Source organism: uncultured Serinicoccus sp., assembly GCF_947487915.1.
Classification (GTDB): domain Bacteria; phylum Actinomycetota; class Actinomycetes; order Actinomycetales; family Dermatophilaceae; genus Ornithinicoccus.
This window is the reverse complement of sequence record NZ_CANKYH010000008.1, coordinates 231,106-254,705: the sequence shown is the minus strand read 5'-3', so window position 1 is coordinate 254,705 and position 23,600 is coordinate 231,106. Positions and strand designations below refer to the sequence as shown.

25 protein-coding genes are annotated in these 23,600 nt (G+C 74.5%); 9 read left to right on the top strand and 16 right to left on the bottom strand.

Features of this window, described 5'->3' with window-relative positions; all coding sequences use genetic code 11:
- Positions 1-57: 57 nt before the first annotated feature.
- Complete coding sequence (locus Q0795_RS12605; protein ID WP_298890120.1) at positions 58-951, top strand: LysR family transcriptional regulator; 894 nt, start codon at positions 58-60, stop codon at positions 949-951.
- On the opposite strand, the gene Q0795_RS12600 is transcribed toward Q0795_RS12605, so the two are convergent.
- From Q0795_RS12600 to fdhA, 6 genes are all read right to left on the bottom strand, one after another.
- The gene (locus Q0795_RS12600) at positions 944-1,462 is read right to left on the bottom strand and encodes an SRPBCC domain-containing protein (protein WP_298890119.1); all 519 of its coding nucleotides are present in this window, start codon (positions 1,460-1,462) and stop codon (positions 944-946) included. The two genes, Q0795_RS12605 and Q0795_RS12600, sit on opposite strands and share 8 nt — an antisense overlap.
- On the bottom strand, positions 1,459-1,965 hold the full coding sequence (locus tag Q0795_RS12595) for a metalloregulator ArsR/SmtB family transcription factor (protein ID WP_298890117.1): 507 nt from the start codon (positions 1,963-1,965) through the stop codon (positions 1,459-1,461). The genes Q0795_RS12600 and Q0795_RS12595 overlap by 4 nt, the downstream gene beginning before the upstream one ends.
- A 133-nt stretch (positions 1,966-2,098) precedes the next feature.
- Positions 2,099-3,199: a homocysteine S-methyltransferase family protein gene (locus tag Q0795_RS12590; RefSeq protein WP_298890115.1), complete on the bottom strand. Its 1,101-nt coding sequence runs from the start codon at positions 3,197-3,199 to the stop codon at positions 2,099-2,101.
- 144 nt (positions 3,200-3,343) lie between these two features.
- Positions 3,344-4,477 carry a crosslink repair DNA glycosylase YcaQ family protein gene (locus Q0795_RS12585; RefSeq protein ID WP_298890113.1) on the bottom strand — a complete coding sequence of 378 codons (1,134 nt, stop codon included), beginning with the start codon at positions 4,475-4,477 and terminating at the stop codon, positions 3,344-3,346.
- 111 nt (positions 4,478-4,588) lie between these two features.
- Positions 4,589-5,158: a DUF664 domain-containing protein gene (locus Q0795_RS12580; protein ID WP_298890111.1), complete on the bottom strand. Its 570-nt coding sequence runs from the start codon at positions 5,156-5,158 to the stop codon at positions 4,589-4,591.
- A gap of 65 nt (positions 5,159-5,223) precedes the next feature.
- Positions 5,224-6,438 carry a formaldehyde dehydrogenase, glutathione-independent gene (gene fdhA, locus Q0795_RS12575; protein WP_298890108.1) on the bottom strand — a complete coding sequence of 405 codons (1,215 nt, stop codon included), beginning with the start codon at positions 6,436-6,438 and terminating at the stop codon, positions 5,224-5,226.
- A 172-nt stretch (positions 6,439-6,610) separates the two neighbouring features.
- Here fdhA and Q0795_RS12570 point away from each other — a divergent pair, with 172 nt between their 5' ends.
- The gene (locus Q0795_RS12570; RefSeq protein WP_298890106.1) at positions 6,611-7,318 is read left to right on the top strand and encodes a M50 family metallopeptidase; all 708 of its coding nucleotides are present in this window, start codon (positions 6,611-6,613) and stop codon (positions 7,316-7,318) included.
- Here the strand turns inward: Q0795_RS12570 and Q0795_RS12565 are convergent.
- The 4 genes from Q0795_RS12565 to Q0795_RS12550 all read right to left on the bottom strand — a co-directional run bounded on the left by Q0795_RS12565 (position 7,303) and on the right by Q0795_RS12550 (position 10,568).
- Positions 7,303-7,935, bottom strand: coding sequence for a sulfotransferase family 2 domain-containing protein (locus Q0795_RS12565; protein WP_298890104.1), 633 nt, complete (start codon positions 7,933-7,935; stop codon positions 7,303-7,305). The two genes, Q0795_RS12570 and Q0795_RS12565, sit on opposite strands and share 16 nt — an antisense overlap.
- A 70-nt stretch (positions 7,936-8,005) precedes the next feature.
- On the bottom strand, positions 8,006-8,191 hold the full coding sequence (locus tag Q0795_RS12560) for a PspC domain-containing protein (protein WP_298890103.1): 186 nt from the start codon (positions 8,189-8,191) through the stop codon (positions 8,006-8,008).
- Positions 8,192-8,328: 137 nt separating this feature from the next.
- Complete coding sequence (locus Q0795_RS12555) at positions 8,329-8,877, bottom strand: DUF2087 domain-containing protein (RefSeq protein ID WP_298890101.1); 549 nt, start codon at positions 8,875-8,877, stop codon at positions 8,329-8,331.
- Positions 8,878-9,311: 434 nt separating this feature from the next.
- On the bottom strand, positions 9,312-10,568 hold the full coding sequence (locus tag Q0795_RS12550; RefSeq protein ID WP_298890099.1) for a citrate/2-methylcitrate synthase: 1,257 nt from the start codon (positions 10,566-10,568) through the stop codon (positions 9,312-9,314).
- A gap of 52 nt (positions 10,569-10,620) precedes the next feature.
- On the opposite strand from Q0795_RS12550, the gene Q0795_RS12545 reads away from it, so the two are divergent.
- The 3 genes from Q0795_RS12545 to Q0795_RS12535 are packed head-to-tail and all read left to right on the top strand — an operon-like array spanning position 10,621 to position 13,472.
- On the top strand, positions 10,621-11,757 hold the full coding sequence (locus Q0795_RS12545; protein WP_298890098.1) for a citrate/2-methylcitrate synthase: 1,137 nt from the start codon (positions 10,621-10,623) through the stop codon (positions 11,755-11,757).
- Between the two features lie 12 nt (positions 11,758-11,769).
- Positions 11,770-12,417 (top strand): SRPBCC family protein, encoded by a 648-nt coding sequence (locus tag Q0795_RS12540; protein ID WP_298890096.1) that lies wholly within the window; start codon positions 11,770-11,772, stop codon positions 12,415-12,417.
- Between the two features lie 47 nt (positions 12,418-12,464).
- Positions 12,465-13,472: an aldose epimerase family protein gene (locus tag Q0795_RS12535; RefSeq protein WP_298890094.1), complete on the top strand. Its 1,008-nt coding sequence runs from the start codon at positions 12,465-12,467 to the stop codon at positions 13,470-13,472.
- Between the two features lie 19 nt (positions 13,473-13,491).
- On the opposite strand, the gene Q0795_RS12530 is transcribed toward Q0795_RS12535, so the two are convergent.
- The 3 genes from Q0795_RS12530 to Q0795_RS12520 are packed head-to-tail and all read right to left on the bottom strand — an operon-like array spanning position 13,492 to position 16,669.
- Positions 13,492-15,102 carry a hypothetical protein gene (locus tag Q0795_RS12530; protein WP_298890092.1) on the bottom strand — a complete coding sequence of 537 codons (1,611 nt, stop codon included), beginning with the start codon at positions 15,100-15,102 and terminating at the stop codon, positions 13,492-13,494.
- Positions 15,099-16,028 (bottom strand): ABC transporter ATP-binding protein, encoded by a 930-nt coding sequence (locus Q0795_RS12525; protein WP_298890090.1) that lies wholly within the window; start codon positions 16,026-16,028, stop codon positions 15,099-15,101. Before Q0795_RS12525 ends, Q0795_RS12530 begins: the two co-directional genes overlap by 4 nt.
- Positions 16,025-16,669 (bottom strand): TetR/AcrR family transcriptional regulator, encoded by a 645-nt coding sequence (locus Q0795_RS12520; protein WP_298890088.1) that lies wholly within the window; start codon positions 16,667-16,669, stop codon positions 16,025-16,027. Before Q0795_RS12520 ends, Q0795_RS12525 begins: the two co-directional genes overlap by 4 nt.
- Positions 16,670-16,746: 77 nt before the next feature.
- Between Q0795_RS12520 and Q0795_RS12515 the strand changes: the two genes are divergently transcribed.
- Together Q0795_RS12515 and Q0795_RS12510 are read left to right on the top strand one after the other, a co-directional pair.
- The gene (locus Q0795_RS12515) at positions 16,747-17,343 is read left to right on the top strand and encodes a rhomboid family intramembrane serine protease (RefSeq protein ID WP_298890087.1); all 597 of its coding nucleotides are present in this window, start codon (positions 16,747-16,749) and stop codon (positions 17,341-17,343) included.
- A 108-nt stretch (positions 17,344-17,451) separates the two neighbouring features.
- Positions 17,452-18,468 (top strand): LLM class flavin-dependent oxidoreductase, encoded by a 1,017-nt coding sequence (locus Q0795_RS12510; RefSeq protein WP_298890182.1) that lies wholly within the window; start codon positions 17,452-17,454, stop codon positions 18,466-18,468.
- A gap of 203 nt (positions 18,469-18,671) precedes the next feature.
- Here the strand turns inward: Q0795_RS12510 and Q0795_RS12505 are convergent, their stop codons facing one another.
- A complete protein-coding gene (locus tag Q0795_RS12505) occupies positions 18,672-20,105 on the bottom strand; it encodes an MFS transporter (RefSeq protein WP_298890086.1) in 1,434 nt (477 codons plus the stop codon).
- 28 nt (positions 20,106-20,133) lie between these two features.
- Positions 20,134-20,619 carry a MarR family transcriptional regulator gene (locus Q0795_RS12500; protein WP_298890085.1) on the bottom strand — a complete coding sequence of 162 codons (486 nt, stop codon included), beginning with the start codon at positions 20,617-20,619 and terminating at the stop codon, positions 20,134-20,136.
- Between the two features lie 90 nt (positions 20,620-20,709).
- On the opposite strand from Q0795_RS12500, the gene Q0795_RS12495 reads away from it, so the two are divergent.
- Both Q0795_RS12495 and Q0795_RS12490 read left to right on the top strand, forming a co-directional pair.
- Complete coding sequence (locus tag Q0795_RS12495) at positions 20,710-21,177, top strand: VOC family protein (protein WP_298890084.1); 468 nt, start codon at positions 20,710-20,712, stop codon at positions 21,175-21,177.
- 23 nt (positions 21,178-21,200) lie between these two features.
- Positions 21,201-22,205 carry an NAD-dependent epimerase/dehydratase family protein gene (locus Q0795_RS12490; RefSeq protein ID WP_298890082.1) on the top strand — a complete coding sequence of 335 codons (1,005 nt, stop codon included), beginning with the start codon at positions 21,201-21,203 and terminating at the stop codon, positions 22,203-22,205.
- A 270-nt stretch (positions 22,206-22,475) separates the two neighbouring features.
- On the opposite strand, the gene Q0795_RS12485 is transcribed toward Q0795_RS12490, so the two are convergent.
- Entirely contained in the window at positions 22,476-23,516 is a 1,041-nt protein-coding gene (locus Q0795_RS12485) for a beta-propeller fold lactonase family protein (protein WP_298890079.1), read from the bottom strand.
- Positions 23,517-23,600 lie beyond the last annotated feature (84 nt).

The following is a 23,600-nucleotide window of genomic DNA, read 5'->3' as shown; positions in this document are numbered from 1 at the left end:
GCTGTCGACCACGCAGGTCCAGCGAATCTTCGTGACGTCACTCATTAGGCTGGCTTCATGGATGTCCGTCATCTGGAGCTGCTGCGCGAGCTCGCGGTCCGCGGCACCCTCGCCGCCGTCGCCGAGGCGACCCACCGCACACCCTCCGCGCTCTCCCAGCAGCTGCGCACCGCCGAGCGCGACCTCGGCGTCACCCTGGTCGAGCCGGTCGGGCGCGGGCTGCGGCTGACCGCCGAGGGGCAGCTGCTCGCGGACGCCGCGGACGAGGTATGCCGTGCCCACGCCCAGGTGCAGGCGCGCCTGGACGCGGCGCGCGGCGAGCCGCGGGGCCGGGTCAGCATCGGCACGCTGCCCAGCGCCGGCGAGGCGCTGCTGCCCGACCTCGTCGACGCCCTGGCCGGCAGCGCGATCGACCTGACGCTGGACGACTTCGACCTCGCCGAGGCCGACTTCGCCACCCGCACCCTCGACGCCGACGTCGTCATCGCCCACAGCCTGCGCGGCGACGTGCCCACCGGGGCGCAGCAGCTCACCTCGCGGGTCCTCGCCCGGGAGCCGATCGACGTCGCGCTGCCGGCCGGGCACCCCCTCACCGGCCGGGACCGCCTCACCCCGGAGGACCTGGCCGGCACCACCTGGATCGGCGTGCCCGAGGGCTACCCCTTCGACACGATCCTGCTGGCCGCGGAGTCGCTCACCGGACAGCCGCTGCGCCGGGTCCAGCGGCTGCGCGACAACGCGCTCATCCGCTCGCTCGTCGCCCGCGGCGTCGGGCTCGCGCTGCTGCCCCGCTTCACCACACCGACCGACACGCACGTCGTGCTCCGCCCCCTCGTCGGCATCCCCGCGCGGCGTACGGTCGTGGCCCTGTGCCGGCCCGACCGCTACGCCCGGCTCGCCGTCCGCACCGTCGTCGACGAGCTGGAGCGCATCGGCGCCGGGCTCAGTTGACCTGACCGGTGCCGTCGGGCAGACCGAACGCGGCGGCATACTCGCCGCCGAGGTCGAGGTAGCCCTCCCAGGCGACGGTCGCGGGCCCCCCGGTCCGCACGGACTCCTCGAGCCGGTCGAGGTAGTACTCCCAGCCCGGGCCCACGTCGGTCACGAGCGACCGGTCGGTCAGGACCTGGGCGAAGCGCAGGGTCGTGACGCCGGCCGCCTCGGTGAGGCGCAGGTCGAGGGTCCACACCTGGGCGGGGTCGTCGTGCTCGTTGCGGACGCGCAGCCGGGTGGGCTCCTCGCAGACCTCGATGACGTAGGTCTCCGTGGGCATCTCCTCCTCGTAGGCCCAGGTCACCCGCACCCGGCCCGAGCCCGGGTCACCGGTCCAGGTGGCGAACCACCGGCCCAGCCGCTCGCTCTCGGTCACCGCCGCCCACACGGCCTCGACCGGCGCGCGGAAGGTGCGGGTGAGCACGAGGTGCTCCTGCCCGTCGATGGTCTCGGGTGCTCCGGTGATCATGCGGTCTCCTCGGTGTCGTCGGTGGCGGCGGTATGCGGTGCCTCGCCCGGGCGGTGCTCGCGCACCGTGCGGCGCACCTCGAGGTCGAGGGCGTCCAGGACGTGCTCGCCGACCGGAGGGGCGGGGGCCGTGCCGACCGGCGGGGCAGGGCCCGTGCCGACCGGTGGGGCAGGGCCCGTGCCGACCGGTGGGGCAGGGGCCCTGCCGACCGGTGGGGCAGGGGCCGTACCGCCCGGCGGGGCGAGCGCCGCACCGGCCAGCCGCCGGGCGTAGTCGACGACCTCGTGCAGCGGGGCGGCCTCGAGGCGGTAGTGCCGCTCACGGCCCACGTCCTGCGCCCGCACCAGCCCCGCCTCGCCGAGCACCCGCAGGTGCCGGCTCACGGCGGGGCGGGAGATGCCGCGGCCGGCGGTGAGGTCGGCCACCCGGCAGGCCCCCTCGTCGGCCAGCTGCACCAGCAGCGAACGCCGCACAGGGTCGGCGAGCGCGGCATACACATCCATGAAGATAGGTAACCATATGGTTACGAATAGCGCAAGACCCACCCCCACCCGCGCCTGAGCAGAGAAACAGTCCCGACTCGGGGGTTGCAGCCCCTGCGTCGGGAGGGTTTCTCTGCTCAGGCGCCGGTCGGGCTCAGGCGGAGTCGCCCAGCCCCCGGATGTGCTCGGGGAGGCGGGCGTGGTCGCCGTACATGAAGTGGTTCTGCATCTTCTCCGAGAAGCGGCTGGCCTCGGTCTCGAGCCCGACCGCCTCGGCCACCTGGCGGACGAGCATCGGGGAGGCGCCGCAGCAGACGCCGAGGTAGCTGACACCCAGCGCGTAGGCCTCCGCCGCGAAGGCGCCGACCTCGTAGCGGTTGCAGGCGAGCGGGTCCAGCGCCGTCGGGAAGGTCCGGCCGTGCGGCGAGGGCACGAGGACGCCGTTGTCGTCGGTGAGGTTGAAGAAGGTGGGCTCGGCGTCGGTGGTGCGGTAGGGGACGGGGAGCGCCGCGACGTGGCAGCTGACCGCCTGCCGGATCTGGCGCAGCCACGGCAGCATCGTGGCCGGGCCGCGGAAGCAGTTCATCCCCACGACGTCGGCACCCCCCTGCTCCAGCCGCTGGCACACCTCGACGATGCCCACCCCGTCGCGCATCTGCTCGCCGGCCATGGGCGCGACGGTCAGCACCACGGGCAGCCCGCTGGCCCGGGCGATCTCGAGGGCGGCCTCGGCCTCGCCGGCGTAGTAGAAGGTCTCGCCGATGATGAGGTCGGCGCCCTCCTCGATCGCCCAGCCGACCATCTCCTCGAACATCGCGCGCACCTCGCGCTGGGCCTCCGGGCTGTCCGGGTCCCACACGTTGGTGTTGGAGATGTTGCCCGCGACGAGGTTGCCGGGCACCTCGTCGGCGACCTCCCGGGCGATCTGCAGCGCGGCGCGGTTGAGCGGCTCGAGCAGCTCCTCCTTGCCGATGACCCGCATCTTCTCGCGGTGGCCGTTGTAGGTGAAGGCCTCGACGATGTCACTGCCGGCGCGCTGGAAGTCGCGGTGCAGCGTACGCAGCGCGTCGGGGAACTCCAGCGCCACCTCGGGGACGAACTCCCCCGCGGTGAGGTAGCCGCGGCGCTCCAGCTCGAAGAGGAAACCTTCGGCGCAGATCACCGGACCCTGGTCGAGGCGCTCGACGAGCCCGGTGGCCGTGGTCGTGGCGCGGGGATCGTCGGTCCCCACGGTCTGCGTCTGCGAATCGCTCATCGCTGCTCATCCCTCGCGAGCTCGTCGGTCACCGGGCCCGGGGAGACCCGCAGGTCACGACCGGTCTCCCCCGGTCAGGTCCGGGAGCCGTGCCGCGACACCGCGATGCTACTCCCGCACCCTCCGCCATCCAGGGCTGCGACGTCAGCCGCCCAGGTGTGCGGGCAGCGCGGGGTCCAGCCCCAGCCAGTCGGCCAGGTCGTGCACCTCGGCGAGCACGCGCTCGCGGCGGGCGGCGCTCCATACCCCGTCCTCGTGGAGGGCGTCGACCCGGAGCACGCCTCGCCGGCGGTCGGCGGTGGCGTCCAGCTTGCCGACCAGCTGGTCCCCGTCGAGGACGGGCAGCGCGTAGTAGCCGAACCTGCGCTGCGCCTTCGGCTTGTACATCTCCAGCACGTAGTCGAACTCGAAGAGCTCGGCCATCCGCACCCGGTCGAAGACCAGCCGGTCGATCGGGCACAGCAGCGCGGCGCGACCCGCGAACGCCTCGACCGGGTTGAGGTATGCCGGGTGCACGCGCCAGCTGCCCCGCACCCCCTCGACCACCGCCTCCTCGCCCGCGGCGCGGGCGTCGGCCGGCTCCGTGGGGCACTCCGGCCCGCGGGCGCGCAGGAGTCCCAGCGCGGCCAGGCGGCGTTCGTCCAGCTCGGCCCGCGCCTGCTCCAGCGGCACGGCGGGGACGTCGGGGTAGACCCGCTCGGCGAGGTCCCACAGCCGCTGGCCGCCCTCGCGGCCGCAGACGGCGACCTCGCCGCGGGCGACCATGAGGTCGAGCAGCCGCTGGACGTTCTTGTCGTTGGTCCAGCCGCTGGAGCGCCACGGCACCTCGGTGGAGTCCGGCAGGGCGCCGGTGGGGGTGGGACCCTCGGCCGCGAGGTGGGCGAGGATGTCGCGGCGTCCCCGGTCGTTGGCCTCGACCCACCGGGCCTGGCCCTCCTGCCAGGGGCGCAGCATGCCGTCCCGCCGCGACGGCGCAGGCCACGCCGCCATCTCGGCACGCCACAGGCCGACGTCCTCGGCAGGCCGGACGAAGCCCAGCACCTCGACGAGCGTCCGGTCGGCGAGCAGCCGGTCCAGCTCGCCGGTGTCGTAGGCGCTGCCCAGCCGGCTCCACAGCACGAGGTGCTGGGCGGGCGCCACCGCGGCGACCGGGTCGATCTGCAGCAGCGTCAGCTCGCGGACGGTTTCGACGACGTCGCCGGGCCGGTCCCGGATCAGCAGCTGGGCCCGCACGGCGACCCGCCGGGCGTCCCGGCGGGAGAGCCGGTGCGCGCTCACGGCTGCGGCGGCTGCGCCCGGGCGAGCGCCACCGCGGGCTCCCCGGCCAGGAGCTCCCGGATCCGCTGCGCCAGCCCCTCGTCGAACGCCATAGGTCGAGTATGCCGTCGCTCAGGTCCAGGCCGCGGGCGGCGACCAGTCCTCCGGCGGGTCCTCCCCGACCCGGCCGTCCACCGCCTCCCGGAGCAGGTCCGCGTGACCGGTGTGGCGGGCGTACTCCTCCAGGACGTCGAAGAGCATGCGCCGCAGGCTGAGCTCGATGCCCCACTCCTGGCCCCAGGCGATGATCCGGTCCAGCCCGTCGGCCGCGATCGCCTCGTGGTGCCGGGCCCGGGTGGCGGCGACCGTCTCGACGTAGCGCGCGTAGAGCTCCTGCGGCGGGTCGTCGGCGGCGCTCTCGAAGTCCCAGCCCGGTGTGGCCTGCCAGTCGACCTCCGCCCACGGGCTGCCGGGTGAGGAGCCGTCCAGCCGCCACGTCGCGGCGACCGCCTCCACGCCGGTGAGGTGCTTGAGCAGGCCACCGAGGGTCAACGAGGAGGCGCCGACCCGGGCCCTCAGCCCGGCGGTGTCCAGCCCCTCGGCCTTCCACCAGAAGGTCATCCGCTGGCGGTCGAGCGCGCCGAGCAGGTGGGCGGTCTCGTCGCCGGTGCGCGGCGGCTCCCACACAGGTGACGTGTTCATGACCGCGACGCTAGCCCTCGTGGCGGACAGGAGACGTCCGCCACGAGGGCCGGTGCGTGCCCGGGTCAGGCGACCATGCCGTGCGGGTCGATGACGAACTTCGTCGCCGCGCCCTGGTCGAACTCGGCGTAGCCGCGCGGCGCGTCGTCCAGGCTGATCGTCTGGGCGTTGACCGCCTTCGCGATGTGCGCCCGGTCGTGCAGGATCATGTTCATCAGCTGGCGGTTGTAGCGCTTGACCGGGCACTGACCCGTGGTGAAGTGCTGCGACTTGGCCCAGCCCAGACCCAGCCGCACCCCGAGGGTGCCCTCCTTGGCGGCGTCGTCGACCGCGCCCGGGTCGCCGGTGACGTACAACCCGGGTATGCCGATCCCGCCGGCCGCGCGGGTGACCGTCATGGCGTCGTTGAGGACGGTGGCGGGCGCCTCGTCGGCGCCCTGCCCGTGGCCGCGAGCCTCGAAACCGACGGCGTCGACGGCGGCGTCCACCTCGGGCTCTCCGACCACCTGGTCGATCTTGTCCACCAGGGAGCCCTCGGTGCTGAGGTCGATGCCGACGCACCCGAAGCTCTCGGCCTGCCTCACCCGTTCGGAGTTCATGTCGCCCACCATGACGACGGACGCGCCCAGGAGCTGCGCGGCGTGCGCCGCCGCCAGCCCCACCGGGCCGGCACCGGCGACATACACCGTCGACCCGGTCGTCACCCCGGCGGTGTAGGCGCCGTGGTAGCCGGTCGGGAAGATGTCGGAGAGCATCGTGAGGTCGAGGATCTTCTCCAGCGCCTGGTCCCGGTCGGGGAACCGCAGCAGGTTGAAGTCGGCGTAGGGGATCATGACGTACTCCGCCTGACCACCCACCCAGCCGCCCATGTCGACGTAGCCGTAGGCCGCGCCGGCGCGGGCCGGGTTGACGTTGAGGCACACGCCGGTATGCCCCTCGTGGCACATCCGGCAGCGCCCGCATGCGATGTTGAACGGCACCGAGCAGATGTCGCCCTCGTCGACGAAGAGCACGTCCTCGCCCTTCTCGACCACCTCGCCGGTGATCTCGTGCCCGAGGCTCTGCCCCACCGGGGCGGTGGTCCGGCCACGCACCATGTGCTGGTCCGACCCGCAGATGTTGGTGGTGACCAGCTTGAGGATCACCGCGTGCGGCGCCGCCTTGGTGATGCCGAAGTGGTCGGCCACCTCGCCGGGGATCTCGAGCTTCGGGTAGTCGACCGTATCGACGGCCACCTCTCCCGGCCCGGTGTAGACGACGACGCGATTCCCTGATGCCATGGTTCGACTCCCTTGTCCGGTGGTGGCGCACCGGCGGCGCGCCCCGTGCAGCCACGGCAGGCCGTCGGACGGGAGCATCTCCCCTCGTGCGGCATACCGTCCGCACCTCCTCCATGCTGGCCCTGCCCGCCGCTCCCCGCAACCGTCCAGCCGGACCTGGCAGGCTCGTGCCGTGCTCCTCGACCTGTGGGACCGTGCCACCACCACCCAGCCGCCGCTGACCTGGCCGGTCAGTCTGCTGCTGGGAGTGGTCGCGCTCGCGCTCACCTGGAGCCCGGCGGGCTACCGGCTCGTCCGCCACCTCGTCACCCTCGTGCACGAGGCCGGTCACGCGCTGGTGGCCGCCCTCGTCGGTCGGCGCCTGACCGGGATCCGGCTGCACTCGGACACCTCGGGCGTCACCGTCTCCCGGGGCCGCCCGCGCGGGCCGGGCATGGTCGCGACCGTCCTCGCCGGCTACCCGGCGCCGGCGCTGGTGGGGCTCGCCGGGGCATACCTGCTCGGAGCGGGGTATGCCGCGGGCCTGCTCTGGGGGCTCGTCCTCACCTGCGCGCTCATGCTCGTGCTCATCCGCAACCTCTACGGGCTGTGGGTCGTGCTCGCGACCGGTGCCAGCGTCGCCCTGCTGTCCTGGTCGGTGAGCGGACGGATGCTATCGGCGGTGGCCTACCTCGTCGTCTGGTCGCTGCTGCTCGCCGCCCCCCGCTCGGTGGTCGAGCTGCAGCGGCAGCGCCGCCGGCGCGGCGAGCGCGGCAGCGACGCCGACCAGCTGGCCCGGCTGACCGGGCTGCCGGCCGGGCTGTGGATCGTGCTGTTCTGGCTGGTCTGCGCGGTATGCCTGGTGCTCGGGGCGCGGGAGCTGGCTCAGGGCCTCGGGTAGTCGAACGTGCTGAAGTCGCGCTTGTAGAACCGGCGGACCATGCGCCGGGTGGCGCCCGAGATCTCGACGTCGGAGGAGCGCCGCGGGCCCGAGCTGCTGTCCTTGAACTGCTCCGGGCCGCCCTCCAGACCCAGCCCGTGGGCGTCGCTCAGCCGGCGCAGCCCCTCGGCGAGGCCGTCCTCCAGCCGCAGCACCTCGGTGCCCGGGACGAGGAACTCGTGCTGCGGGCGCAGGTGGTTGTCGAAGAGATAGGGGTTCGAGCGGGAGCGGCGCACCGACCGGCGGAACCACGACGCCACCGCCGACCCGCGCAGGTCGACCTCGTCCTTCTTGCGGTGCCGCCAGATGTACTCCGAGCGCAGCCGCGCCACCGGCTCGCGGACGACCGTGAAGACGAGGTCGAAGCGCTCCAGCCGGAAGAGCTGCTGCAGCGGCTCGCCGTGCAGGTGCTGGGGGCCGCAGACCATGAGGTGGTTGAGGGTGCCCTGGCCGTACTTCGCGCTGAAGAAGCCCTGCTCCCAGCCGTTGGCGCGGAAGAGGTGCTCGACCGAGGTGCCCCCGGTCTTGGGGACGTGGATGAACAGCACGGAGCGGCCGTCCTTGCGGTAGACGGGCACGAGGGACTCCTCCGGGTCGGGGTCGGGCGAGGTTCAGGCTACGACGGCCCCGGCCCCGGACGGGTGCGGCTCACTCGGACGGCATGATGATCCACAGCACGAGATAGGCCAGGATCTGCGGGCCCGGCAGCAGCATCGAGAGCAGGAAGAGCACCCGGACGAGCGTCGGGCTCATGCCGAAGCGGCGGGCGAGGCCGGCACAGACGCCCGCGAAGACGCGTCGGCGGGGGCGGACGAGGGCGGGGGAGGAAGCCATACCTCCACGGTAGGGCGCCTCGCACGCCCGGACCATCCGGGAGCCCACCCGGCGAGACGGGGGCCTCCCCCCGGGGCGAGGCGTGAGGGCCTGGGGGCGCCTGGCCCCCGGGGCGTGGGGAAAGGGACTCCGGTCGCTCAGTCGGGGCCGAGCGCGTCGACCGCAGCTGCGGGCTGATGGCGTGGCACCCGGGCGAACCGGGCCACCTCGTCGGTCGGCACCTCCTGAGCCTCGCTGGGGAAGCGCTCGGGGACCGCGTCGGCCACCCGGTAGACGCCGTCCGCCCGCTCCAGCCACCGGTAGTCGACGAGCTCACGCCGCAGCGCCGCGACGTCCTCGTGCGCGGTGGCGAGGAGGGCGTTGACCTCGCGCTCGGCATACTCCCGGCCTCGCTCGAACCGCAGCAGCAGGTGCATGAGCACGGCCGCCCGCGGTCGGCGACGGGTGGGGATCGAGCGCAGCCGATCACCGTCGACGAAGGTGGCGACCGCCCGGTCGGCGGTCAGGTCGGTCTCGGCGACCAGCGCGCGCAGCGGGAGCGGCTCGGTGTCGGCACGCGGCGCACGTGGCGGGGGCGGCTGGGCGAGCAACGCCTCCCTGGCGGCGGTGTAGGTCTCGCCGGTGCGGGTCATCCGCTCGCGCACCCGGGCCTTGAGGTCGGCATCGGTCGTCATGGTCGTGCTCACGCATCCTTCGCGGACCGCACGCCCCAGCCGCGGCAGGCCCTGGTGCGGTGCTCGACGGGTATGCCGTGTCCCACCGCGAGGATCTGCTCCCCTCCGCCCTGGTGACCGGCCGGCTGGGGACGGGTCGGGCTGGGCGCTGCGGCGGCGCCGGAGAAAGCGTACCGCCCGAGCCGCTCGGGACCCCGCCGCTGGTCCTCCCGCTGGCCCCTCGAGCCATCGCGCGTCCCGTCATCGGCAGGTCGCGTCGAGGCACTTTGGCCCCAGGAGCCACTGGCGTCCCCAACTGCGGGGAAGATGACATCTGCCGGCGGTATAACCCCGTCGGCTGGACATGTCCCCGCACCGTGAGGCGCGTGGGGCGGCAGGTGCTCCTGCGACCGACCCTGCGACCCCGACCACGGCACCGTGCGGACTTCTGCGTCGGGCCGCAGGGCTCAGCCGGGGCGCGGACCGGTGTAGACCCCGCGCAGCCGGAACCGCATCCCGGGCTCGTCCAGCTCCTCGATCGCGTGCGCCATCCACCCCGCGGTGCGGGCGCACGCGAAGATCGCCGGCCCGGCGTCCCGCGGCAGGTCGTGGGAGAGCACCATCGCGGCGAGGGCGAGGTCGACGCTGAGCACCCAGCCGCGCCGCTCGGCCAGCTCCGCCTCGAGCAGCGCCACGGCGTCGCGCAGGTCACGGCCGGAGTCCGGCAGCACCCGGTCCAGCAGCAGCCGGGCCCGCGGGTCGACCTCGGTGTAGACCACGTGCCCGAAGCCCGGCGGCGGCCCGTCGGTCAGGGCCGCGGCCAGGGCCCCGCGCGGGTCCGCGACCGCGCCGCGCAGCCAGTCCAGGGCTCGCACCGAGGCCCCCACGTGCACCGGGCTGTCCGCGGCGGCCAGCCCGGCCAGCAGCGCGGAGTACCCGTCCGCGCCGGCCGAGACCGCCACCCGCACCGCGGTCGTCGACACCGCGAGGTCGTGGTCGGCCAGCAGGACCAGGGCGAGGTCGACGAGGTCGACCGGGACGCCGAGGTATGCCGCGAGCGCCGGGCCGAGGCGCTCGTCGCCGGTCCCGCCGACCGCCTCGCCGGACCCGTCGCCCGCCTCGCGGGTCTGCTCACCAGCCTCCCCGGGCCCCCTGCCGCCCAGGGAGGTGCCCACCGCCGCCACCATCGCCTGCGCGGACCGGGCCCCGGCCGCGGCGAACGCCCCGGGGCTCCGGTCGTGCCGGCCCAGGTCCAATGCCCCGGCCACGAGGACGGCGTGCTTGCACCGGTCGAGGACTCGCGTCCCCCGCGGCAGCGCGGCCATGACCGCGTCCACCGACGCGCGCGGCGACGTCGGCGCCGGCGTCGGCGCCGGCGTCGGCGTCGGCACCGCCTCCGCGCGCACCCCGGTGAGCAGGTCCCGCACCTCCTCGAAGGTCCAGGCGCCCGCGAGGTCGCGCACGTCGTGCCCGCGGTAGGCCAGGGCACCCGGGCCGACCTGCGTGATCGCGGTCCGCACGTCGTCGCTGGTGGCCCGGGAGGAGGCGCGCCGCCCCGACCGGCCGCCCCCGAGCGCCTGCACGTCGTCGAACGCGAAGACGCTCCCCGCGCCGGGCTCGCGCCGCAGCGGCGAGAGCACGCCCCGGCTGACGTAGGCATACACCGTCTGCGTCTTGACCCCGAGGTAGTCGGCCACCTGAACGGTGGTCAGCTCCCCGCTCATGTTGACTCGATCAACGTTGACACGACATCAACCCTAGCGGCACGCTCGGCGCATGAGCACGCAGATCGCCCCGCCCGGCCTCAAGGGCCTCGTCGTCGCCCGCACCCGGACCGGGGACGTCCGAGGCCAGGAGGGGTTCTACCACTTCCGCGAGTACTCCGCGGTCGACCTCGCGCGGCACCGCAGCTTCGAGGACGTCGCGCACCTCATGGTCGAGGGGCACCTGCCGGACGAGCGCGCGTCGGCCGCCTTCGCAGCCGAGCTGGCCGCCGCGTCGACGCTCCCGCACGAGCTCCTCGAGCAGCTGCTGGCGATCGCCCGGTCCGGCCCGGACCGGGGTTCGCTGGCCCGGCTGCGCACGGCCATCTCGCTACTGGGGTCGGTCGAGGCGTTCCCCGCGACCTACGGTGCGAGCGCCGATCAGGTGCGCGCCGGCGTCGTCCGGCTCATCGGGGTCGTCCCCGTGCTGCAGGCGGCGCTCTTCCGCCTGCGAGCGGGTATGCCGCCGCTCGAGCCACGTCCCGAGCTCGGCGCCGGCGGGAGCTGGCTGTGGATGCTCACCGGGGAGAAACCGGCGCCCGAGCACGCGGCGGCGGTGACGGCATACCTCACCAGCACCATCGACCACGGCTTCAGCGCGTCGACCTTCACCGCCCGGTTGGTGACGTCGGCCGGCGCCGACGTCGCCTCCGCCGTGTGCGGCGCGATCGGGACCTTCTCCGGACCGCTGCACGGTGGGGCGCCGGACCGGGCGCTGGACTCCCTCGACGAGATCGGCACGCCGGACCGGGCACGGGCGTGGGTGCGGGAGCGGGTGGCCGCGGGCGAGCGGATCATGGGCTTCGGGCACGCGGTCTACCGGACCACGGACCCCAGGGCGGTCCTGCTGCGCGAGCACGCGCAGGCGCTCGGCGGGCCGCTCGCCGAGCTGGCGGTGCAGGTCGAGCGCGAGGTCGTCGACGCCCTGGCCGAGCTCAAGCCGGGCCGCGAGCTGCACACCAACGTCGAGTACTACGCCGGCGTCGTCATGGAGCAGTGCGGGATCCCCCGGGAGATGTTCACCCCGACCTTCGCCACCGCCCGGATCGTGGGGTGGGGCGCCCATATCCTGGAGCAGTCGGGTGACCCGCGCATCATCCGACCGGCGGCGGAGTACGTCGGTCCGGAGGCACCCGCGCCGCTGCCCTGAGAGGAGGCCACCGTGACCGGACGCGACGAGGTCCCCCGCGTGCGGGGCCGCCGCGTGCCGTGGGTCTGGGGGGCCTCGGCGGCCGAGGTCGCGGCGCGGTATGCCTGCGACCGGCTCGTCGACCCGATACCAGGAGCGCGCGAGGGCGAGTCATGGGCCGTGGACGGCAGGGACGGCAGGGACGGCAGGGACGGAGTGAAGGCCGGGCCCGAGCGGCTGGTGCGCGCGATCGGGGTCGCGGCGCCGGTCGGCACGGTGTGGGCCTGGCTGGGCAACCTGCGGCTCGCGCCCTACAGCTACGACTGGCTGGACAACCTCGGCCGTCGCTCGCCCCGGACGCTGGCCCACCACCTGGGCCCGCTCGAGCCGGGGCAGCGGGTCATGACCATCTTCACGGTGATCGACGTGCACCCGGGGTCCGAGCTGACGATCCGGACCCGCGAAGGACTCGGGACGCGGCTGTTCGGACAGGTGTGGGTGTCCTACCGCGTGGTTCCGGTCCCGCCCGGCCGCTCCCGCCTGATCGCCGTGCTCCGGCTGGGTGGCGGCCCAGGTCTGCTCTCGCGCTGGCGGGCGCGGGCCCTGGCCTGGGGTGACCTGCTCATGATGCGCCGGCAGCTGCGGACGCTGCGCGACCTCGCCGAGGCCACACCCCGGTAGTCTCTCGCCGACCGCCCGCCTCCCCGTCTCACCTCCTGAGGAGCCGCATGCCCGAGCATCCCCCCGGCCCCACCACCGTCACGCTCCTCGCGTCCGGCATCCGCGTCGACCTCCTCAGCACCGGCGCGGCCATCGCCCGGGTGGAGCTCACCGACGAGCACGGGGACGGCCCGGTGGACGTCGTCCTCGGACACGGAGACCTCGCGGCCTACGGGCAGGTCCGGGACTTCCAGGGCGCCACGATCGGTCGGGTCGCCAACCGCATCGACGGTGGCCGGTTCCGGCTCGGCGACCGCCCGGTCGAGGTGCCGCTGGACCCGGACGAGCCGCACGCGCTGCACGGCGGACCGGAGGGCTTCGACCAGCGCGAGTGGGCGCTCCTCGAGGCGGCCGAGGACCACGCGACGTGGTCGCTCACCTCCCCGGACGGCGACCAGGGGTTCCCCGGCGAGGTCGAGGTCGAGGTGCGGTATGCCCTCGCGCCCGGCCGCCTCACCGTCGAGCACCGCGCCACCACCGCGGCGCCGACGCCGGTCAGCCTGACCAACCACAGCTACTGGAACCTCGACGGGGAGGGCGGGGGCGACATCCTGGACCACACCCTGCAGGTCGACGCCGACACCTACCTGCCGGTGCGCCCCGACCAGATCCCGACCGGCGAGGTGCGCGACGTCAGCGGTTCCCCCTTCGACCTGCGCCGGCCCGTCGTCCTGGGCGAGGCGTTGGCCGTCGACGACGAGCAGCTGGAGATCGGCCAGGGCTTCGACCACCACCTCGTCGTGCCGGGCGGGGGCCGGCGCCGGCACGCGGTGCTGGTCGGCGGATCCGGCCGCCGCATGGAGGTGTGGAGCGACCGGCCCGGGCTCCAGGTGTATGCCGGTGCCCACTTCGACGGCACCGTCACCGGGCCGCGCGGGGTCGCCTACCGGCCGCGCGCCGGGATCGCGCTGGAGACCCAGGCCTTCCCCGACGCGGTCAACCAGCCAGGCTTCCCGTCGGTCGTGCTGCACCCGGGGCAGACCTACGCCTCCACCACCGAGTGGCGGTTCTCCTGACCCTGGCCCCGCCGGCGGGTCAGCCGACCGGGACGTCCCGGCGCCGGAAACCGACGAGCCCGACGGCGAGCAGCCCGAGGCCGAGCACGGACAGGACGACGAGGGCGGTGGGCTGCGGCCCCTCCCCCACCACGTCCTGGCCGACGGCCAGGAACGGCGTGGCGTCGAGGAGCCAGGACGGCAGGTCCAGGCCGGGGCCGAGGTAGGCCAGGACCGCGGCGAGCGCGAAGGCCGCCCAGCCCGCGGCGACGGCCCGGGGGAGCCACCCGAACAGTGCCGCGCCCAGCCCGAGGAAGACCAGGACAGCCGGGAGGTGGGCCGTGGCGGCGCCGAGCACCTCGCCGACCCACGTCCCGTCCTCGAGGGCGGCCGCCGCGCTCGAGCCCAGGGCCAGGGCACCCACGGCACCCACCGCGAGGGCGCCGAGCGTGACCACGAGCAGCCGCGGGCCGAGCCACCCGCCCCGCGAGCGGGGCGCCGAGAGCTCGACCTCCAGCCGACCTCTCTCCTCCTCACGGCGCCAGGAACCGACGCCCACGAGGACGTAGGCGCTCACCAGCAGGGCCAGCATGACGAGGAAGGTCGACATCATCGGCGGCAGCACCAGGTCCGCCGCCCGGCCCTCCGCCTCGGGGCCGGCCGCGAAGAACGCGCCGAGCGAGGGGTTGTCGAGCACGGCGTCGACGATCTCCTGGGCGAGGGACCCGAAGACGGCCATGAGGGCCGCGGCGCCCAGGGCCCATCCCACCACCACCGTCCGCTGCTGGTGCCAGGCCAGCCCGAGCGGGGTCTGCAGGGCCGCCGAGGCCCGGGGTCGCGCCCGAGGCGGCCGGAGCAGGGCGCCACCGACGTCCCGCCGGGCGCGCAGCCGGACGGCGAGCGCGACGAGCCCGGCCCAGAGCACCACCGGCAGGACCAGCGGCCACCACCGGGCGTCCTCGCCGAAGGCCCGGACCTCGTCGACCCAGCCGTGCGGGCTGGCCCAGACCAGCGCGCCCTCCCGCAGCGCCCCGACCCCGCGGAGCAGGAAGGACACCAGGGTCACCGCGAGCCCGATGCCCCAGACGGCCCGGGCGTGCTCCACCACCTGAGCGGCCGCGGCGGCGACGCCCACGAAGACCAGGCCGAGCCCCGCGACCGCCAGGCCGTAGCGCAGCGCACCCGCCGGGTCGGCGCCGAAGGGCACCATCGCCGCGCCCACCCCCGCCCCGGTGACGACCATCGCCGTGCTGGTGAGGAGCACCGCCGCCGCGAGCGGTGCGTGGCGACCGATCCGCGCCGCGAGCAGCAGCTCGAGCCGTCCGGTCTCCTCCTCCCTGCGGGTGTGCCGGGTGGTGAGCGCGATCGCCATGACCGGGACGCCGAAGGACAGGACGAAGCCGAACTCGTTGGCCAGCACCCCGCCCAGGGTGTCCAGCCCGGCCACCCGGCCGTTGATGACGGCGAGAGCGTCGCCGCCGAGGCTCTCGGCATACCCCGCGACCTTCTCCGGGGTGTCGTAGAGCGCGCTGATCGAGGACCCGGTGAGCACCATGACCGCGACCAGGCCGACGACCCAGGCGAGCAGCGTCCGCCAGCCGGTGCGCAGCGCGATCCCGGTCATGGTGCCGACGCCGGTCACGGCGCTCATCGCGCGTCCACCCGCTCGTCGTGCCCGGCGTAGGCCCGGAGGAACAGGTCGTCCAGGCTCGGCGGGGTGACCGTGAGGGTATGGATCCCGGCGTCGTGCAGCGCGCCGACGAGCCGGCCGACGGCGTCCGGCTCGACGGCGGCGGCCACCTCGGTGCGACCCTGGTCGTCGGTGCCGGTCTCGACGTCGCCCACGCCGGGCATACCCTGCAGCGCCGGTGCCCGGTCGGTCACCGCGCGCACCGCTGAGTGGGTATGCCGGCGCAGGTCCGTGAGGGTGCCGGTCGTCACCGTCCGGCCGGCCCGGATGATCGAGACCCGGTCGGCGAGCGCCTCGACCTCGCCCAGGATGTGGCTGGAGAGCAGCACCGTGGTTCCCTGCTCACGACGCTCCCTGACGACCTGCTGGAAGACCTCCTCCATCAGCGGGTCGAGCCCCGAGGTGGGTTCGTCGAGCACGAGCAGCTCGGCGTCGGTGGCCAGGGCCGCGACGAGCGAGACCTTCTGCCGGTTCCCCTTGGAGTAGTCCCGCGCGCGCCTGGTCGGGTCCAGGTCGAAGCGCCCAACGAGGTCGGCGCGACGGGACTCCTCGATCCGGCCGTGGGCCCGGGCGAGGATGTCGATGCACTGACCCCCGCTCAGGCCGGGCCAGAGGGTGACGTCGCCGGGGACGTAGGCCAACCGGGAGTGCAGCTCGACGGCATCGGTCCACGGGTCGCCGCCGAAGAGCCGCGCGGTGCCGCCGTCGGCGCGGATCAGGCCGAGCAGGACGCGGATGGTCGTGGACTTGCCGCTGCCGTTCGGGCCGAGGAAGCCGTGCACCTCGCCGCGCTCGACGACGAGGTCGAGGCCGTCCAGGGCCGCGACCGGGCCGAAGGTCTTGCGGAGCCCGGAGATCTCGACGAGGCGGTCCGAGGAGGTGGTCATGACGGGCGTCCTTCCGGTGGCGGTGTGTCGGTGAGCATGAGGGAGAAGAAGGAGTAGGCGTCCCGCCCCCAGCGGTCGATGCCGCCGGAGCCGAGGGGGTCGAAGCCGAGCAGCTCGGTGAGCGGGTCGCGCAGCAGCACCCCGCCGAGGTCCATGGCCAGCAGCAGCGCGGCGCGCACCTCCGGGTCGGGGCCGGGGTCGAGGACCCCGGCGTCGCGCCACCGGGTCAGCAGGTCGACGGTCATCCGATGCCATCCCCGGAGCACCTCTCGGGCGCGCTCGTCATCGGCCAGGAGCATGCGCCGCAGGTAGGGCAGGACCGGTGAGTCGTCCGGGAAGACCTCGGCGAAGGACCCGAACTTCGCCTCGGCCGAGGCGTCGAACACCTCCGCGGCAGGGCGGTCGGCCAGGGCCCCGGACTCCTCCGGGGTGGGCATGAGCTCCTCGGTGAGACCGAGGATGTGGTCGTCGCACGCCGCCCGCAGCCCCTCCTTGGAGCCGTAGTGGTGCAGCACCAGGGCCGGCGAGACCTCCGCGGTGGCGGCGATCCGGCGCACGGTGACGGCGTCGAAACCGTGGTCGGCGAAGAGACGCAGCGCCGCGTCCCTGATCCGCGCCTTCGGGGTGAGGTCTGAACGCATGTTCAGTATGCTAAACGAATGTTCAGTACGCTGTCCAGCCCCTCCCGCCGACCGGCGTCCCGGGGGATACTGAGGGGGTGAGCAGCTCGAGCCTGGCCCCCTGGCGACGCGACGCCCCCGAGACGATGCGACGCGTCATACCCGTGCTGCTGCTGGTGGCCCTCATGTGGCTCAGCGAGATCGTCGACCTGGTGCTGCCGCTGAGCCTCGACCAGTTCGGGATCCGGCCGCGCGACCTCGGCTCGCTGCCCGGCATCGTGCTGAGCCCGTTCCTGCACCTGGGCTTCGGCCACCTCATGGCCAACACCCTCGCCCTGCTCGTGCTCGGGTCGCTCCTGGCGCTGACCACCCGGCACCTGTGGGTCGTCACCGGCGGCGTGGTGCTCGTGAGCGGCCTCGGCGTGTGGCTGCTGGGCGGCCCGGGGACCGTGCACATCGGCGCCAGCGGCGTCGTCTACGGGTATGCCGCGTTCCTCGCCGTCTACGGCTTCGTCTCCCACCACCTGTGGCGGGCGCTGCTCGGAGTGCTGGTCATCCTGGTCTACGGCTCGATGATCTGGGGGGTGCTGCCGCTGCGCGAGGGGGTCTCCTGGCTCTCGCACCTCTTCGGTGCCGCCGCCGGGGTCGGGCTGGCTCTCTGGCTCGGCCGCCGCGACCGGGTCGCCCGGCGCTGACCGGCGCTGACCCGCGCTGACCTGCGAATCCTCGCCGGGGCAGCGGTTCCACGGTCAGCCAGCCCCGTCGGCGGAATGCCCCGGACGGGCCAGGTCGTTGACGTGTCCATGAAACGCATCGGCTTCCTCTCCTTCGGGCACTGGACCCCGCACCCTCAGTCGGCCACGCAGTCGGCCTCCGACGTGCTCCTGCAGTCGATCGACCTGGCGGTCGCCGCGGAGGAGCTGGGCGCCGACGGCGCCTACTACCGCGTGCACCACTTCGCCCGCCAGCTCGCCTCGCCGTTCCCGCTGCTGGCGGCGGTGGGCGCCCGCACGAAGCGGGTCGAGATCGGCACCGGCGTCATCGACATGCGCTACGAGAACCCGCTCTACATGGCCGAGGACGCCGGTGCGGCCGACCTCATCTCCGGCGGGCGGCTGCAGCTGGGGATCTCCCGCGGCAGCCCCGAGCAGGTGGTCGAGGGCTACCGGCACTTCGGCCACCACCCTGCCGAGGGGGAGAGCGACGCCGACCTGGCGCGACGGCATACCGCACGCTTCCTGGAGGTGCTCTCCGGCGTGGGCTTCGCCCAGCCGAGCCCGCGCCCGATGTTCCCCAACCCCCCGGGGCTGCTGCGCCTCGAGCCGCACAGCGAGGGCCTGCGCGAGCGCATCTGGTGGGGCGCCGGGACCCGCGCGACCGCCGAGTGGGCCGGGACCCAGGGGATGAACCTCATGAGTTCCACCCTGCTCACCGAGGACGCGGGCGTGCCCTTCCACCAGCTGCAGGCCGAGCAGATCCACGTCTTCCACGAGGCGTGGCGGGCCGCCGGGCACGCCGGCACCCCGCGGACGTCGGTGTCCCGCAGCATCTTCCCCCTGGTGGACGAGCGGGACCACGCCTACTTCGGGCTGGAGCGGCGCAGCACCGACCAGGTGGGCGTCATCGACGGCTCACGGTCGACCTTCGGCAAGACGTATGCCGCCGAGCCGGACGAGCTGGCCCGCCAGCTGGCCGCCGACGAGGCGATCGCGGCGGCGGACACGCTGCTGCTGACGGTCCCCAACCAGCTGGGCGTCGACTACTGCGCGCACGTCATCGAGGGCGTGCTGGACGTCGCGACGGAGCTCGGCTGGCGCTGAGCGGCCCTCGTGGGGTGTCGGCCCCATGAGCCGGCCCCGCGGACGCCCGGCGATTCCGGCTGGTCCGAGGACTCGTACGCAGACGATGCTCCTCCGTCGTGATGCATCACCGCGGCGGAGCATCGTCTGCGTAGGAGTGGCGAGCGACGTGCGTCCGGGTCGCGGCCGAGCGGCTCCGCGGCAGCGTCATGGCGTCGGGCGCCTCAGTCGCCGACGCGGAAGGCCGCCACCTCACGGTGCGTCAGCGCGACCCAGGCCCCCACCGCCAGGCAGCCGAGCGCCCCGAGCAGCGCCGACCAGGCCGGGGTCGTCAGCCCGGCGACCAGACCGGCGCGGGCGTTGCCGATGTCCGGACCGGACACGCCGATGACGTGCTCGACCGACGACACCCGGCCCAGGTGGCTGTCCGGCGTCGCGAGCTGGACCATCGCGGCCCGGCTGGTCACCGAGACGGTGTCCGCGGCGCCGGCCACCACGAGCGTGGCCAGCGCCACGCAGGCCAGCCCGCCGAGCGCGGCGAGGCCGAAGCCGAGCAGGGCCACGCCCCATACCCCCACCGCCACCAGCTGGACCACGCCCAGCCGCGCCCGCCGCGTGACCAGCCCGGACGCCAGGCCCGCGCTCACCCCACCGATGGCCACGCAGGTGAGGAAGAGGCCGAGGGTGCGCGGGTCGCCACCGAACAGCTCCTGGTTGACCATGGGGAAGAGCGCCACCGGGAAGGCCAGCAGCGTCGCGGCGAGGTCGAGCAGGAACGACCCGCGCAGCACGGGGTCGCGCCGCACCGTGTCGACCCCCTCGCCCAGCATGACGAGCGCGGTGCGGGTGCGACGGCGCAGCCGGGCGAGCGGGCTGGTCCGCACCTGCGGGTATGCCGTCGGCGCCCGCCCGTGCTCAGCCGCTCGCCCGGTGCCGGTCCCCGTCGGAGCGACCTGGGCAGAACCCAGCGCGGCGGCTCCGCCCGCGGGCGCCGTGGCCCCCGTGGGCGCCTGCGCGCCGGGCGGCGCCTGACGCTCCGGCGGCATCGGCGGCAGCGCCCGCACCGTCCACCAGCTGATGCTCAGCGCGGCGGCGTTGACGAGGTAGCAGACCGCCGGGGAGGCGACGCCGAGCAGCAACCCGCCCACCGCAGGGCCGACCATCATCGCGGCCTGGAAGCTGATCATGTGCAGGGCGATCCCCGCGGCGACCTGCTCGCGCGGCATGAGCCGGGTGATGAAGGTCCGTCGCGACGGCGCGCCCAGGGCGTTGCACGCCGTCTGGACGCTGAGCAGCGCCAGCAGCAGCGGGAGGGGGTAGAAGCCGAGCGCCAGCTGGGCGCCCAGCGCGAGCGCCGCGACCGCCTGCCCGCCGGTGGCGGCCAGCGCCACCCGTCGACGGTCGAGCACGTCCGCCAGCGGTCCCCCGACCAGGCCGAGCACGATCATGGGCACCGCCTGGGCGATGCCGATCGTCGCCACCCAGAACGGGCTGCGCGTCATCTCCCACACCTGGAAGAGCACGGCGACGACGGCCACCTGGTGCCCCAGCCCCGAGAGCGCCCCGCCGGCCCAGAGCCGGCGGTAGGCCGCACTGATCCGCAGCGGCGTCAGGTCGAGGAACGCGCCCCCCGGGCCGCGCCCCCTCACCTCACCCACCGGGCGTCGACCGTGGTGGCGTGGGACGTCATACCCGGTCCCCCCCGAGGTGGTCCTCCAGCCGCTCGGCGAACGACCGGCGCCCCAGCGCCTCGGCGACGTCCGCGGCGACCCGGCTGAGGGCGTACGGCAGCTCCTCCTCGAGCTCGGCGACCGCCGCCTCGGTGGCGCGCCACTCCGCCTCGGCCAGCGGGACGAGCGCGCGCCCGCGCTCGGTGAGGGTGACCACGCGGGTGCGTCCGTCCTCCCCGGCCTCGCTGGTCACGAGGTCGGCCTGGCGCATCTGGGTGATCGTCTGCGACAGCGCGGAGTGGGTCCGGTCGAGCTCGCCCGCGAGCTGGGTGATGGTCATCGGCCCGAGATGGGCGAGGCGCACCAGCGGCAGCACGAACCGGCTGCGTACCTGTCCCTGGCCGCGCTCCCGGTAGGCCTCGTTGATCGCCGCGTCCATGTCGGCGAGCACCGCGAAGAGCTGCCGCAGCCTGCTGCTGCGCGTGGGGTCGGTCGATGTCACAGCGCTAATATAACAGCGCTGTCAGGTATGCCGTGCCCGTGCCCGGTCCAGGGGGCGATGACTTCGACCGGCGCGGGCGGTCGTATCCGTATGACCACCGACGACACCCCCCTCACCGACCTCGACCGCGTCTTCAACGGCTTCTCCGTCGACGACCTGGACGCCGCCGAGGCGTTCTACCGCGACGTCCTCGGCGTGCCCGTCGAGCGGGACGACGAGCCGATGGGCCTGCTGCAGCTTCGGCTCGGCAACCGGCAGGTGCTGGTCTACCCCAAGGGCGAGGCGCACCGGCCGGCGTCCTACACCGTGCTCAACTTCCCCACCGACGACGTCCTTCGCACGGTGCGGGCGCTCGCCGACCGCGGCGTCGAGTTCCTGCGCTACGACGGCATGCCGCAGGACGACCTGGGCGTGGTGACGTCCGGGGAGGGCCCGCCTATCGCCTGGTTCGCCGACCCCGCGGGCAACGTGCACTCCGTCATCGAGCTCGGTCCGGAGCCGGGCGGCGGCGACGACTCGATCAACGAGACCGCCGGCGTCGGCCCGGGACCCGGCTGACGGGCAGGTGGTAGACCTGCCGTATGCGCATCCTCCTGCTCGGCGGCACCGCCTTCCTGTCCCATGCGACCGCGACCGAGGCGGTCCGCCGCGGTCACGAGGTCACCTGCCTCGCCCGCGGCTCGGCACCCGCACCGGAGGGGGTGCGCTTCGAGCGGGGCGACCGGGACGAGGCGGACGGGCTGGCGCCGGTCCGGGAGCAGCGGTGGGACGCGGTGGTCGACGTCTCGCGGCAGCCCGGGCAGGTGCGGCGGGCCGTCGCCGAGCTGGACACGCCGCACTGGGTCTTCGTCTCGACCGCCAACGTCTACGCCCTGCCCGAGGAGGGATCGGCAGGGGCGGCCCCGACCGAGACGGACCCGCTGCTGGAGCCGCTTGAGGCGGACGCCATGTCCACGATGGAGGAGTACGGGCCGGCCAAGGTCGCGTGCGAGCAGGCCGTGACCTCGCAGATGGCACGGCAGGGAGGCACCGCCACCCTGGTGCGCGCCGGGCTCATCGGGGGGCCGGGCGACACGTCCGGCCGGGTGGGCTACTGGCCCTCGCGGTTCGCCCACCCGAGCGGCCCGGACGTCCTCGTGCCGGACGACCCCGACTTCCCCGTCGCCTTCGTCGACGTCCGTGACCTCGCCGCCTGGTTGGTGGAGGCGGCGGAGCAGCGGCTGGACGGCGCCTTCAACGCGACCGGGCCGGTGGTGCCGCTGGCCGAGCTGCTCGAGGCGGCTCGGGAGGTGGCCGGGGCGCAGGTCCCCGCGCGGCCGGTGCCGCCGGCCCGGCTCGCCGCGCTCGGCGTCCACCCCTGGATGGGCCCGCGGTCGCTGCCGTTGTGGATCGACGACCCGGCCCTGCGCTCGTTCGCCGCGCTCGACACCGCCCGCGCGCGGGCTGCGGGCCTGCAGACCCGGCCCGTGGAGGAGACGCTGCGCGACACCCTGGCCTGGGAGGAGACGCGGGAGACGCCCCGGGCGGCCGGGCTGCGCGACGACGAGGAGCAGGAGATCCGGGAGGCGCTGGACGCTCGGGCCTGAGCACGGGTCAGCCCGGTCGATGAGGGGCAACCATCTGCGGCGCCCGGTCGATGTAGGGGCAACCATCTGCGGCGCCCGGTCGGCCCGTGGGCAACCACATGCGACGCCCGGTCGATCAGGGGCGACCATCTGCGACGCCCGGTCGGCCCGTGGGCAACCACATGCGACGCCCGGTCGGCCCGTGGGCAACCACATGCGACGCCCGGTCGATGTGGGGGCAACCATCTGCGACGCCCGGTCGGCCCGTGGGCAACCGTCTGCGGCGCTCGGTCAGACCTGCAGGGAGCGCGCCCAGTTGGCGCCGTGGCCGGTCTCGGCCCGGGCGACCTCCATGAGCAGGCCCGCCTCGTCGACGGCCACGAGCGCGACCGCGGTGTCCTGCTCGCCGGTGACGAGGGCATACCGGTCGTCGGCGAGCACGAGGAAGCCCCGGGGCTGCGCGACCGTGCCCACGATGGAGACCGCCTCCCCCAGGGAGCCGTCGGGGTTGACCGGCAGGCAGGCGAGCGTGGACTCCGAGCGTTCGCTGGCCAGCAGGTAGGCCCCCTGCCGCGCCAGGTGCAGGTCGGCGCCCCAGATGAGGTGGCCCTCGACCGGGTCGGCCCCGAGCTCGCTGTGCCGCAGGCCGCGGTCCTGGGCGTAGGCGGGCACCGACCCGCTCAGCGTGAGATCGCCGCTGGCGTCCCGGTCGTAGGTGAGGGCCTCGCCGGAGAACTCGGTCATGACGTAGGCCCGCTCCTCGGCCGCGTCGAGCACCAGGTGACGCGGCCCCGAGCCCTCGGGCGCCTCGGCGGTGGGCGGGACCAGCGGCGTGAGACCACCGCCGGGCGAGAGCGAGTACTGCGCGACCACGTCGGCCCCGAGCGAGACGACGTAGAGGTGTCGGCCGTCAGCGGCGAGCGCGACGCAGTGCGCGTTGGGCCACGAGACCTGCGCGGTCGGCTCCTCGACGTGACCCTCGTCGCCGACCGGGAAGACCTGGGCGTTGCCGCCGCCGTAGGACGCCCCCACCAGCAGGCTCCCGCCGTGCGCGAGCGCCAGGTAGCTCATCGAGCCCTCGACGTCGGTGCGGTCCAGGTGCTCGAGCCGGCCCGTCTCCCGGTCGAGCGCGAAGACGTCGATGCCGGGCGGGTCGCCCTTGGCGGCGGCATACACGAGGTCGCGGTCGGCGTCGATCGCGAAGGTGCCGCAGCCCTCCCCCACCTCGCTGACGGCGATGCGCTCGAGGGTCGGGGGGTGCGCTGCGGTGTCGACCCGGAAGGTGCTGATCGTGCTGTCGGCGGCGTTGGCCACGAGGACGAGTTCGGTCATGGCTCCCACGGTATGCCGTGCCGCCGACACGAGCAGGTGCGGGCGCCCCGGCCGGGTGGCCCGGGCAGGGCAGGCCACCTGGCG

What these genes read in the sequence shown, in the direction of transcription:
- Q0795_RS12530 (WP_298890092.1), bottom strand. Translation starts at nt 15,102, where the DNA reads ATGAGCGCCGTGACCGGCGTCGGCACCATGACCGGGATCGCGCTGCGC.
- fdhA (WP_298890108.1), bottom strand. Translation starts at nt 6,438, where the DNA reads ATGGCATCAGGGAATCGCGTCGTCGTCTACACCGGGCCGGGAGAGGTG.
- Q0795_RS12560 (WP_298890103.1), bottom strand. Translation starts at nt 8,191, where the DNA reads ATGGCTTCCTCCCCCGCCCTCGTCCGCCCCCGCCGACGCGTCTTCGCG.
- Q0795_RS12590 (WP_298890115.1), bottom strand. Translation starts at nt 3,199, where the DNA reads ATGAGCGATTCGCAGACGCAGACCGTGGGGACCGACGATCCCCGCGCC.
- Q0795_RS12600 (WP_298890119.1), bottom strand. Translation starts at nt 1,462, where the DNA reads ATGATCACCGGAGCACCCGAGACCATCGACGGGCAGGAGCACCTCGTG.
- Q0795_RS12490 (WP_298890082.1), top strand. Translation starts at nt 21,201, where the DNA reads ATGCGCATCCTCCTGCTCGGCGGCACCGCCTTCCTGTCCCATGCGACC.
- Q0795_RS12525 (WP_298890090.1), bottom strand. Translation starts at nt 16,028, where the DNA reads ATGACCACCTCCTCGGACCGCCTCGTCGAGATCTCCGGGCTCCGCAAG.
- Q0795_RS12535 (WP_298890094.1), top strand. Translation starts at nt 12,465, where the DNA reads ATGCCCGAGCATCCCCCCGGCCCCACCACCGTCACGCTCCTCGCGTCC.
- Q0795_RS12545 (WP_298890098.1), top strand. Translation starts at nt 10,621, where the DNA reads ATGAGCACGCAGATCGCCCCGCCCGGCCTCAAGGGCCTCGTCGTCGCC.
- Q0795_RS12595 (WP_298890117.1), bottom strand. Translation starts at nt 1,965, where the DNA reads ATGGATGTGTATGCCGCGCTCGCCGACCCTGTGCGGCGTTCGCTGCTG.
- Q0795_RS12520 (WP_298890088.1), bottom strand. Translation starts at nt 16,669, where the DNA reads ATGCGTTCAGACCTCACCCCGAAGGCGCGGATCAGGGACGCGGCGCTG.
- Q0795_RS12510 (WP_298890182.1), top strand. Translation starts at nt 17,452, where the DNA reads ATGAAACGCATCGGCTTCCTCTCCTTCGGGCACTGGACCCCGCACCCT.
- Q0795_RS12605 (WP_298890120.1), top strand. Translation starts at nt 58, where the DNA reads ATGGATGTCCGTCATCTGGAGCTGCTGCGCGAGCTCGCGGTCCGCGGC.
- Q0795_RS12485 (WP_298890079.1), bottom strand. Translation starts at nt 23,516, where the DNA reads ATGACCGAACTCGTCCTCGTGGCCAACGCCGCCGACAGCACGATCAGC.
- Q0795_RS12580 (WP_298890111.1), bottom strand. Translation starts at nt 5,158, where the DNA reads ATGAACACGTCACCTGTGTGGGAGCCGCCGCGCACCGGCGACGAGACC.
- Q0795_RS12495 (WP_298890084.1), top strand. Translation starts at nt 20,710, where the DNA reads ATGACCACCGACGACACCCCCCTCACCGACCTCGACCGCGTCTTCAAC.
- Q0795_RS12550 (WP_298890099.1), bottom strand. Translation starts at nt 10,568, where the DNA reads ATGAGCGGGGAGCTGACCACCGTTCAGGTGGCCGACTACCTCGGGGTC.